The following is a 10,052-nucleotide window of genomic DNA, read 5'->3' as shown; positions in this document are numbered from 1 at the left end:
GCCAGAAGATCCAGATGATCAACGATCAGCTGGCCGGCAAGGAAATGGAAATCGGTCGCTTCTATCTGGCCCGCCACGACTACATCGCCGCCATCAACCGCTTCCGCGATGTGGTGACCCAATACCAGACCACCCGTCAGGTCGAAGAGGCGCTGGCCCGTCTGGTGGAAGCCTATTATGCGATGGGCGTGGTGCCGGAGGCGCAGACTGCGGCCGCCGTGCTGGGCCACAACTTCCCCGATTCCAGCTGGTACAAGGCGTCCTACCAGCTTCTGGAAAAGGGCGGCTACCAGCCGGAAGAGTTCAAGCAGAGCTGGATCAGCAAGGCGTTCGAGAACTTCAAGCTGCTCTGATCCGGCGCACCGCGCTTTCCGATCCATCACACGACAGCCGCCGTGCCCGGCCAGCGGGCCGGCGGCCTTCAGGCTGCGAGGCCCGCGCATGCTCGTCGCGCTTTCGATCCGCGACATCGTGCTGATCGACCGGCTGGAAATCGGCTTCCGGCATGGCCTGACGGTGATGACCGGCGAGACCGGTGCCGGCAAGTCGATCCTGCTCGATTCGCTCACGCTGGCCCTCGGCGGCCGGGGCGATGCCGGTCTCGTGCGTCATGGCGAGACGCAGGGTCAGGTCACCGCCATCTTCGACGTGCCGGCGGCCCACCCCGCGCGCGGCCTGCTGGCCGGAAATGCCATCGAAGCCGACGGCGACATCATCCTGCGCCGGGTGCAGTCGGCCGACGGGCGCACCCGCGCCTTCATCAACGACCAGCCGGTCGGCGTGGCGCTTCTGAAGACCATCGGCACCCTGCTGGTGGAAATCCACGGCCAGCACGACGAACGCGCCCTTGTGGACCCCGCCGCCCATCGCAGCCTGATCGATGCCTTCGGCGGACTGGAGGCGGAGCGGGGCACGGTTTCGGCCGCGTGGAGCCGGCGGCGCGAGGCGGAAACCGCTCTGGTGCGCCACCGCGCCCACGTGGAGGCAGCCCGCCGCGAGGTCGATTATCTGCGCGCAGCCGTCGACGAACTGAACGAACTCGCCCCGGCGGAAGGCGAGGAAGCCACGCTCGCCGCCGCCCGTACCGACATGATGAAATCGGAGCGGGTCGCCGGCGACCTCCGCGATGCCTATGACGCGCTCGACGGCAACGGCTCGCCGATCCCCGAGATCGCCAGCCTGATGAAGCGGCTGGAGCGCAAGCGCGGCGAAGTGCCGGCGCTGGCCGGCCCGCCCGCCGATGCGCTGGGCCGTGCCCTCGATGCGCTGGAGGAAGCGCGCGGCGGCCTTGAGGCAGCCCTCACCGCCGTGGCGTTCGACCCGCGGGAACTGGAGCGGACGGAAGAGCGGCTGTTTGCGCTGCGCGCACTGGCCCGCAAACATCAGGTGGCGGTGGATGCCCTGCCGGCGCTGGCCGTGCGCATGGCCTCCGATCTGGCCGAGATCGATGCGGGGGAGGAAAAACTCGGCCGGCTGGAGACCGCCGTTTCCGAGGCGCGGGCCGGCTATGCGCGCGTTGCCGAGGCGCTGTCGGTGAAGCGGCTGGCCGCCGCACGGGCGCTGGAGCAGGCCGTTGCCGCCGAACTGCCGGCGCTGAAGCTGGAACGCGCGACCTTCCTCGTGGAAATGACCGCCGACCCGGAGGCCGCCGGGCCGGAGGGCATCGACCAGCTGGAATTCTGGGTGCGCACCAATCCCGGCACCCGGCCGGGGCCGATGATGAAGGTGGCTTCCGGCGGCGAGCTGTCGCGCTTTCTGCTGGCGCTGAAGGTGGCGCTCGCCGATCGCGGTTCGGCGCCGACACTGGTGTTCGACGAGATCGACACCGGCGTCGGCGGCGCGGTGGCCGAGGCCATCGGCGTGCGCCTTGCGCGGCTGGCGGCGCAGGTGCAGGTCATCGCCGTGACGCACGCGCCGCAGGTGGCGGCCCGCGCCGGCGGCCACCTGCTGATCGCCAAGGATGCCCATGGCAGCGACGACCGGGTGACGACCCGCGTCACCCCCATTGTGGAAGACGTGCGGCGCGAGGAAATCGCCCGCATGCTGGCCGGCTCCACCATCACCGACGAGGCGCGGGCGGCGGCCGACCGGCTGCTGGAGCATGTGCCGGGCGGCCATTGAGCCCGGCCGGCGGCCCGTCCCCGCTCAGGATGCCGGCGCCCGGTCAGGATGCCAGGTTGTTGAGCGCCGCAACGGCGGCCCCGAAGCGGCCTTCCCGCTCGGCATTGCGCAGAAAACCGACCCGCTGCACGAGGATCTCCGGCGGGGTCGGCTGCTGGCCGAACAGCGTCATCACCTCGTCGATAAAGGCTTCCAGCGGCAGGTAACCGGCGCGGGTCGACTGGCCGGGCGTAAGTTCGGTCTGCACCGCCGGCGGCGCCAGTTCGATCACCTCGACACGCCCCTTCAGCACCGCCCGCAGCGACACCGTGTAGGAATGCAGCGCCGCCTTGGTGGCCGAGTAGGTCGGCGTCGCGATCAGCGGCACGAAGGCCAGCCCGGACGTGACGTTGACGATGGCGGCATCGGGCGCAGCGCACAGGTGGCCGACCAGCGCATCCGTGAGGCGGATCGGGCCGAGCAGATTGGTGACGACGGTCGCCTCGGCATCCGCCAGATCGCGGGCGCGGTCCAGCTCTTCCACACGCATGATGCCGGCGTTGTTGACGAGCACGTTGAGGGCCGGGAAGTCGGCCACGATCTTCTTTGCAAAGGCCGCGATGTCGCCGGCATCGCCGATATCGAGCGGCACGGCGTGCATGTTGCGACGGCCCGCGCACGCGATTTCCAGCGCTCTCAGCCGGCGCCCGGCAATGATCACGGTATTGCCGAGATCGTGAAAGCGGTGGGCCAGCGCCTCGCCGATGCCCGATCCGCCGCCGGTCAGCAGAATGGTGTTGCCTGTCATCTTCATGGCAGTCGCCTCCTCATTGCGTTCGCACGAGTTAAGCGCGATAGTTTCCAGACGAAAGAAGGCACCGAAAAGAATTATACGCACCGGATGGAGAGTGACCCATGCACAGGGCACCGGCCGACCCGACCATCGAGAGCCGTCTGCGGGAGCCGATCCCGCAGCAGACCGATCCGGAAATCGAGGCGCTGGTGCGCGACATCATCGCCAAGGTCGCCGATAAGTGGACGATGCTGATCCTCGACGTGCTGCACGAGCGCGGCACGCTGCGCTTCACGCAGGTGGGCCGGGCCGTCGGCCGCATCAGCCAGAAGATGCTGACCCAGACGCTGCGGCAGATGGAGCAGGACGGACTGGTGATGCGCACCGTGCATCCGGTCATCCCGCCGCGGGTCGATTATGCCCTGACGCCGCTGGGCGAGAGCCTCGGGGCAGCGTTCTGCGGCGTGTGGATCTGGGCGGAGACGCACCGCGACGAGATCCGCCGTGCCCGCGCGGCGTTTGCCGCCCGCGAGCAGACCGCAGCGGCGGGGGTGTGACGCCGCTTATTGCCCCGCCCGGCTCCAGATCGCTTTCCTGACGAACAACAGCAGCACCGCCAGCACCGCCAGAAACACCATGGCCATGAAGCCGAGCTTCTTGCGGGCGTCCAGCGTCGGTTCGGCCGCCCACATCAGGAAGGCGGAGACATCGCGGGCATACTGATCGGCCGTCTGCGGCGTGCCGTCGCCATAGTCCGCAATGTCGTCGAACAGCGCCGGCGGCATGGCCGTGAACGGCCCGGAGATGAAGTGGGGGTTGTAGAACGTGCCGGGCGGCGGCTCCACGCCTTCCGGCGGATCGGCATAGCCGGTGAGGTAGCCGAAAATGTAGTCCGGCCCGGCTTCCTGATACTGGGTGACGATATCGCTCAGCAGCCGGGGCAGCCCGGCCGGCACGGCGCGGGCCTTGGCCATCAGCGACAGGTCCGGCGGGGCAATGCCGTTGTTGGCGGCGGCCGCCGCGGCAGGCGTGGGGAACGGCGCGGGAAAGAAATCCGCCGGCCGGCCCGGCCTGCGGCGCGGCATGCCTTCGGCATCGACGCCGTCGGGCACCTCGAAACCGGCGGCAAGGGCGCGCATCTCGTCTGTCGTCAGCCCCGGCCCGCCGGGTTGCGACAGGGTGCGGAACGCCACCTGCCCGAGACCGTGGCAAGTGGCGCAGACCTCGCGGTAAACCGTCAGCCCGCGGCGAAGCTGGGCGGGATCGTACTGGCCGAACGGGCCGGCGAACGACCACGCCTGCCGCGCCACCGCCGGTTCCCCGGCGCGGGCCGGCAACGCCAGACCATGGGCGGCAAGCAGCGCCGCCGCGGCAACGACCAGCCGTTTCATGATGCCCCGCCCTCCCCGGCCGGCGGCAGCACCGCCACCGCGATGGATGCCGGCAGCGGGCGCGGTTTTTCGATGCGGGCCAGCAGCGGCACGATGACGAGGAAGTGCAGGAAATACCACGCCGCCGCCAGCCGGGCGGCCGCCACATAGCCGCCTTCCGGCGGCCGGGAGCCGAGCCAGCCGAGCAGCAGCACATCGGCCACCAGCAGCCAGAAGAACAGACGGTAGAGCGGCCGGAAGCGGGCCGAGCGCACCGGCGAGCGATCGAGCCAGGGCAGCGCGAACAGCACGGCCACAGAGCCCGCCAGCGCCAGAATGCCCCCGATCTCCGACGGCACGGCACGCAGGATGGCGTAGAACGGCAGGAAATACCATTCCGGCACGATGTGCGGCGGCGTCACCATCGGGTTTGCGGGAATGTAATTGTCGGGATGGCCGAGATAGTTCGGAATGTAGAATACGAACCATCCGTAGACCAGCAGGAAGACGGCAATCGCGAGCGCATCCCGGATGCTGTAATAGGGATGGAACGGCAGCGTATCCTGCCCGCTGCGCACCTCTATACCGCTGGGGTTGTTGTTACCGACCGTGTGCAGCGCCCACACGTGCAGCCCGACAACGGCACAGATCACGAACGGCAGCAGATAGTGCAGCGCGAAGAAGCGGCCGAGTGTGGCGTCGTCGACCGAATAACCGCCCCACAGCCACGTCACCACCTGATCGCCGATCACGGGAATGGCCCCGAACAGGCTGGTGATGACGGTCGCCCCCCAGAACGACATCTGCCCCCACGGCAGCACATAGCCCATGAAGGCCGTCGCCATCATCAGCAGAAACAGCATCATGCCGAGAAGCCACACCACCTCGCGCGGCGCCTTGTAGGAGCCGTAATAGAGCCCGCGGAGAATGTGGATGTAGCCGGCGATGAAGAACATCGAGGCGCCGTTGGCGTGCAGGTAGCGGATCAGCCAGCCATAGTTCACATCGCGCATGATGGTTTCGACGCTGTCGAAGGCCAGGCCGGCGTCGGGCGTGTAGTGCATGACGAGCGCCACACCGGTGACGATCTGCGCCACCAGCATGAACGAGAGAATGCCGCCGAACGTCCAGTAATAGTTGAGATTGCGCGGCGTCGGGAAGCTGAGCTGGTCGTGCGCGAAACGCGGCAGCGGCAGGCGGGCATCGAGCCAGCGGGCAAAGCCGGTGGACGGCGTGTAACGGGAGGGGTCTGCCATGCCGGCCCTGCTCAACCGATGGAAAGAAGGGTGGGTTTGACGAAGCGATAGGGCGGCACGGCCATGTTTTCCGGCGCCGGTCCCACGCGCACGCGGCCGGCGGTGTCATAAACGGAGCCGTGGCAGGGGCAGAACCAGCCGCCATAGTCGCCGTGCTGGCCCAGCGGAATGCAGCCGAGATGCGTGCACACCTGCACCATCACCAGCCAGTTGCCACCGGCAGGCGCCGCGCGGTTGGCATCGGTCGCCGGGGCATCGGGCGGCAGATTGGCGTTGCGCGCCAGCGGGTCGATGAGGTCGGCAAGGGGCGTTTCGTCGGCCGCCGCCAGTTCCGCGGCCGTGCGGCGGCGCACCACCACAGGCCGGCCGCGCCACTTCACCACCACCGACTGCCCCTCCTCCACCGCGCCGACATCGACTTCGGTGGTCGCCAGCGCCATCGCGCCGGCATCGGGGTTCATCTGGTCGACCAGCGGCCACAGCGCAAACGCCCCGCCAACGGCCGCGAACGTGCCGGTGGCCACGAACAGGAAGTCGCGCCGGGTCGGCTTTTCTGCGGACGGGGGGTCTGCCGGTGTCGCCAAAGGCCTGTTTCCCAAGAAGCTGCTTTCAGATCCGCCGGCAGAACCGGCCGGCCGGACCGACCGGCGGATTTCACCGGCAGATTTCACCATCCGGGCACCCGTTGCCGGCGCGGTGCCGTTCTTCGCGCGCCTCGAAGACACGCCCGGCCCCCGAAGACACGCCCGGCCGCAGCCGGCAGGGCTGCCCGAAGCGGATTGGTGGCACCCGCCCGCCGGCTTGTCCAGCCGCCACACCGCCGCGCCGCCCCGCCACAGGCCGCGCACGGGGTTGACGGATGTCGCCGCCATGCGCCTCCTGCCGGCCACCCCGTCTTCGTCACCGGCCGGACCCGTCCCGATGCGCATCGCCCTTTACCAGCCCGACATTCCGCAGAACACCGGCACCATTCTGCGCACCGCCGCCTGCCTCGGCCTTGGTGTCGATGTCATCGGCCCGGCCGGGTTCGACCTTTCCGACCGTGCCCTGCGGCGCGCCGGGATGGATTATCTGGCCCGCGCCGCCCTTGAAGTGCACGAATCGTGGGCCGCGTTCCGGGCCGCCCGCGGCCCGGCCGGCCGCATCGTGCTGCTCACCACGCGCGGCGCGGTGCGCCACGATGCCTTTGCCTTCGCGCCGTCCGACACGCTGCTGTTCGGCCGCGAATCGGCCGGCGTGCCGGAGGCGGTGCACGAAGCGGCCGATGCGCGGGTGCGCATCGCCATGGTGGCCGGCGTGCGCTCGCTCAATGTCGCCATCTCCTGTGCCCTGGTGGCCGGCGAGGCGCTGCGCCAGACCGGCCTGTGGCCGGGGCGCTGACCGCTACTGCGCCGCCGCGCCGGCTCCGCCGGCGTGCTGGTCGGCGATGAAACCGCCGGACTGGCGCTTCCACAGATCCGCATAAAGCCCGCCGCGGCGGATCAGATCCGCGTGGCTGCCGTCTTCCACGATGCGGCCGTCGTCGATCACGATCAGCCGGTCCATGCGGGCGATGGTGGAAAGGCGGTGGGCGATGGCGATCACCGTCTTGCCCTCCATCAGCGTTTCCAGATCGTCCTGAATGGCGGCTTCCACCTCCGAATCGAGCGCGGAGGTGGCCTCGTCGAGAATCAGGATCGGCGCATCCTTCAGCAGCACCCGGGCGATGGCGATGCGCTGGCGCTGGCCGCCGGAGAGCTTCACGCCGCGCTCGCCGACATGGGCCTCATACCCGGTGCGGCCTTTCGGATCGCTGAGATCGGCAATGAAGTCCGTGGCGTGGGCGCGCCGCGCCGCCGCCTCCATCTCCGCCGCGCCGGCATCCGGGCGGCCATAGCGGATGTTGTCGGCAACCGAACGGTGCAGCAGCGAGGTATCCTGCGTGACGACGCCGATGGCCCCGCGCAGGCTCTCCTGTGTCACGGCCGAAACGTCCTGCCCGTCGATGGTGATGCGGCCGCCGTCGACATCGTAGAAGCGCAGCAGCAGCGAAATCAGGGTCGACTTACCCGCCCCGGAGCGGCCGACGAGGCCGACGCGCTCGCCGGGCCGCACCGTCAGCGACAGGTGCTCGATGATGCCGCTCGCCCGCCCGTAGTGGAACGACACGTCCTCGAAGCGCACGAGGCCGCGCTCCACGGCCAGCGGCGGCGCGGCCGGGCGGTCGGTGACGGTGAGCGGACGGGCAATGGTGGCCATGCCTTCCTGCACCTGCCCGACATTCTCGAAGATGCCCGTCACCTCCCACATGATCCAGCCGGACATGTTGACGATGCGGATGGCGAGACCCGTGGCAAAGGCGATGGCGCCGAGGCCGACGATGCCGGCCTGCCACAACACCACCGCCACCGCGCCGGTGGCGCCCAGCATCAGGCTGTTCAGCACGGCGACAGAGGTCGTCATGGCGGTGATGGAGCGCAGTTGCGCGCGGAATGCCTCCACATGCTCGCCCATCGCGCCGCGCACATAGGCCTCCTCGCGCTCGGCATGGGCAAACAGCTTCACCGTCATGATGTTGGTGTAGCCATCCACGATGCGCCCGGTCAGCAGCGAGTTGCGGTCGGAGAGGTCGCGCGCCAGCCGCCTCAGCTTCGGCACGAAATGGCGCAGCAGCAGCACATAGCCCACCACCCACAGCGCCAGCGGCAGCGCCAGCCACAGGTCGGCATCGGCAAACAGCACCAGCGCACTCGCCGCATAAAGCCCGGCGAACCACAGCGCATCGACACTTTCGATCACCGAGGCCCGCAGCGCCGTGCCGGTCTGCATCACGCGCGCGGCAATGCGGCCGGCAAAATCGTTCTGGAAGAACGACACGCTCTGCTGCACCACATGGCGATGCGACTGCCAGCGCACCAGATTGGTGAACGGCGCCAGAATGGTCTGCCGCACCACCAGATCGTGGAAGGCGCCGGCCAGCGGCCGGCCGAGCAGCACCACGGCCAGCATCCACAGGAAGGTGAGGCCGTGTTCCTGCCACACCCGCTCCGGCGTGGTGCGGCCGAGCAGGTCGACGATAGAGCCGACATAGCGGAACATCGCCACCTCGATGAGGGCGACGATGGCACCCGCCGCCAGCACCGCCGCAAACCACGGCCAGGCCTGCCGGACGAAATACCAGTAGAACGCCATCAGCCCGGACGGCGGCTCCCCGCCGGGGCCCGGCGCGAAGGGATCGATGCGCCCTTCAAACCAGCGCAGCATCCGTTCCAGCATGGTGTTCGTCCTCCGGCGGCCCCACGCCTCCCGGCCCGGCAGAGGCCGGGCGGCACGGCCGCAATTGTCGCTCTGCGCCATAATCCGCCGGCCGGGCTTTTTCGCGACGGGCCATTTTCGGGAACGGATCGCAACAGCGGCCGGCATTGGCCGGCAAGCGGCGGCAAAAATCAAGGCCCGGCCGCGCCGCCGGCACAGGGGCCCGTGCGCCGGCTCTTTTCTCTGGAGGTCTTCTGATCCATGGTGCCGCCGCCAGAGCAGCAAGCGACAACCGCAGGAAGTGCCGTCCGATGAGCGATGCAACGAACGAGAGCCCGACCCGTGCCGGCACGCTCAGCGCCGACGAGCAGGCGATCCGCAATGCTCTCGTCGCCGGCCTGCCGCAGACCGATCCCGCCGTTCTCGCCCCCCTGAAGGACGCCGCACGGGGCTGGTTCGAGGCGCTGCGCGACCGCATCCACAATGCGCTGGAAACAATCGAGGACGAGGCCGGCGGCCTTGGCGGCGCCGCGGAGGGCCCGGCCGGGCGCTTCGTGCGCAAGCCGTGGACACGCACCGGCGAGGACGGCGATGCGGGCGGTGGCGGCGTGACGGGCATGCTGCACGGCCGGGTGTTCGAGAAGGCCGGGGTGCACTGCTCCACGGTGTACGGCACGTTCTCGGAGGCGTTCCGGCGTCAGATTCCGGGGGCGGATGCCGATCCGCGGTTCTGGGCGAGCGGCATTTCGCTCATCGTGCACCCGTGGAGCCCGCATGTGCCGACCGTGCACATGAACACCCGTCTGGTGGTGACGAGCCGGTCGTGGTTTGGCGGCGGAGCCGACCTGACGCCGATGCTGGACGCCCGCCGCACGCAGGACGACCCCGACACGATCGCCTTCCACGCCGCCATGCAGGCGGCCTGCGAGGGCCACCCCGGCGCGGATTACGCCCGCTTCCGCGCGTGGTGCGACGACTACTTCTTCCTGAAGCACCGCGGCGAGCCGCGCGGCATCGGCGGCATCTTCTACGACAACCTCAACAGCGGCGATGTCGCCGCCGATTTCGCCTTCACCCGCGCCGTGGGCGAGGCCTTTCTGGCCATCTACCCGCAGATCGTGCGGCGCAACCTCGCCCGCCCGTGGAGCCGGACGGAGCGGCGCGAACAGATGATCCGCCGCGGCCGTTATGTGGAGTTCAACCTGCTCTATGACCGCGGCACGCTGTTCGGCCTGAAGACCGGCGGCAATGTGGAGGCCATCCTGTCCTCCATGCCGCCGGCCGTCCTGTGGCCGTGAG

10 protein-coding genes are annotated in these 10,052 nt (G+C 69.3%); 5 read left to right on the top strand and 5 right to left on the bottom strand.

Annotated elements, in window-relative coordinates:
• Both bamD and recN read left to right on the top strand, forming a co-directional pair.
• The coding region (gene bamD / locus V7067_RS12005; protein WP_334176141.1) for an outer membrane protein assembly factor BamD at positions 1–353 on the top strand (353 nt) is incomplete at its 5' end.
• A gap of 88 nt (positions 354–441) precedes the next feature.
• The gene (recN, locus tag V7067_RS12000; RefSeq protein ID WP_334176140.1) at positions 442–2,121 is read left to right on the top strand and encodes a DNA repair protein RecN; all 1,680 of its coding nucleotides are present in this window, start codon (positions 442–444) and stop codon (positions 2,119–2,121) included.
• A 43-nt stretch (positions 2,122–2,164) separates the two neighbouring features.
• Here the strand turns inward: recN and V7067_RS11995 are convergent, their stop codons facing one another.
• A complete protein-coding gene (locus V7067_RS11995) occupies positions 2,165–2,914 on the bottom strand; it encodes an SDR family oxidoreductase (protein WP_334176139.1) in 750 nt (249 codons plus the stop codon).
• Between the two features lie 101 nt (positions 2,915–3,015).
• Here V7067_RS11995 and V7067_RS11990 point away from each other — a divergent pair, with 101 nt between their 5' ends.
• Positions 3,016–3,450, top strand: a complete 435-nt coding sequence (locus V7067_RS11990) for a helix-turn-helix domain-containing protein (protein ID WP_334176138.1) — start codon at positions 3,016–3,018, stop codon at positions 3,448–3,450.
• 6 nt (positions 3,451–3,456) lie between these two features.
• On the opposite strand, the gene V7067_RS11985 is transcribed toward V7067_RS11990, so the two are convergent.
• Genes V7067_RS11985 through petA form a run of 3 tightly spaced genes read right to left on the bottom strand, consistent with a single transcriptional unit; the run spans position 3,457 to position 6,103 of the window.
• Positions 3,457–4,284 (bottom strand): cytochrome c1, encoded by an 828-nt coding sequence (locus V7067_RS11985; RefSeq protein ID WP_334176137.1) that lies wholly within the window; start codon positions 4,282–4,284, stop codon positions 3,457–3,459.
• Positions 4,281–5,519: a cytochrome b N-terminal domain-containing protein gene (locus V7067_RS11980; protein ID WP_334176136.1), complete on the bottom strand. Its 1,239-nt coding sequence runs from the start codon at positions 5,517–5,519 to the stop codon at positions 4,281–4,283. Before V7067_RS11980 ends, V7067_RS11985 begins: the two co-directional genes overlap by 4 nt.
• A gap of 11 nt (positions 5,520–5,530) precedes the next feature.
• Positions 5,531–6,103 (bottom strand): ubiquinol-cytochrome c reductase iron-sulfur subunit, encoded by a 573-nt coding sequence (gene petA / locus V7067_RS11975; RefSeq protein ID WP_334176135.1) that lies wholly within the window; start codon positions 6,101–6,103, stop codon positions 5,531–5,533.
• Between the two features lie 337 nt (positions 6,104–6,440).
• Here petA and V7067_RS11970 point away from each other — a divergent pair, with 337 nt between their 5' ends.
• Positions 6,441–6,899 carry a tRNA (cytidine(34)-2'-O)-methyltransferase gene (locus V7067_RS11970; RefSeq protein WP_334176134.1) on the top strand — a complete coding sequence of 153 codons (459 nt, stop codon included), beginning with the start codon at positions 6,441–6,443 and terminating at the stop codon, positions 6,897–6,899.
• Positions 6,900–6,902: 3 nt separating this feature from the next.
• Here the strand turns inward: V7067_RS11970 and V7067_RS11965 are convergent, their stop codons facing one another.
• Positions 6,903–8,774: an ABC transporter ATP-binding protein gene (locus V7067_RS11965; protein WP_334176133.1), complete on the bottom strand. Its 1,872-nt coding sequence runs from the start codon at positions 8,772–8,774 to the stop codon at positions 6,903–6,905.
• A gap of 290 nt (positions 8,775–9,064) precedes the next feature.
• On the opposite strand from V7067_RS11965, the gene hemF reads away from it, so the two are divergent.
• The gene (gene hemF, locus V7067_RS11960) at positions 9,065–10,051 is read left to right on the top strand and encodes an oxygen-dependent coproporphyrinogen oxidase (RefSeq protein ID WP_334176132.1); all 987 of its coding nucleotides are present in this window, start codon (positions 9,065–9,067) and stop codon (positions 10,049–10,051) included.
• Position 10,052: the final 1 nt, after the last annotated feature.

It is taken from the genome of Pseudoxanthobacter sp. (genome assembly GCF_036822375.1).
In the GTDB taxonomy this organism is placed as follows: domain Bacteria; phylum Pseudomonadota; class Alphaproteobacteria; order Rhizobiales; family Segnochrobactraceae; genus Pseudoxanthobacter.
Note: the sequence above shows the minus strand (reverse complement) of the source record. Positions and strands in the feature narration are given on the sequence as shown.

What these genes read in the sequence shown, in the direction of transcription:
- recN (WP_334176140.1), top strand. Translation starts at nt 442, where the DNA reads ATGCTCGTCGCGCTTTCGATCCGCGACATCGTGCTGATCGACCGGCTG.
- V7067_RS11995 (WP_334176139.1), bottom strand. Translation starts at nt 2,914, where the DNA reads ATGAAGATGACAGGCAACACCATTCTGCTGACCGGCGGCGGATCGGGC.
- V7067_RS11990 (WP_334176138.1), top strand. Translation starts at nt 3,016, where the DNA reads ATGCACAGGGCACCGGCCGACCCGACCATCGAGAGCCGTCTGCGGGAG.
- V7067_RS11985 (WP_334176137.1), bottom strand. Translation starts at nt 4,284, where the DNA reads ATGAAACGGCTGGTCGTTGCCGCGGCGGCGCTGCTTGCCGCCCATGGT.
- V7067_RS11980 (WP_334176136.1), bottom strand. Translation starts at nt 5,519, where the DNA reads ATGGCAGACCCCTCCCGTTACACGCCGTCCACCGGCTTTGCCCGCTGG.
- V7067_RS11970 (WP_334176134.1), top strand. Translation starts at nt 6,441, where the DNA reads ATGCGCATCGCCCTTTACCAGCCCGACATTCCGCAGAACACCGGCACC.
- V7067_RS11965 (WP_334176133.1), bottom strand. Translation starts at nt 8,774, where the DNA reads ATGCTGGAACGGATGCTGCGCTGGTTTGAAGGGCGCATCGATCCCTTC.
- hemF (WP_334176132.1), top strand. Translation starts at nt 9,065, where the DNA reads ATGAGCGATGCAACGAACGAGAGCCCGACCCGTGCCGGCACGCTCAGC.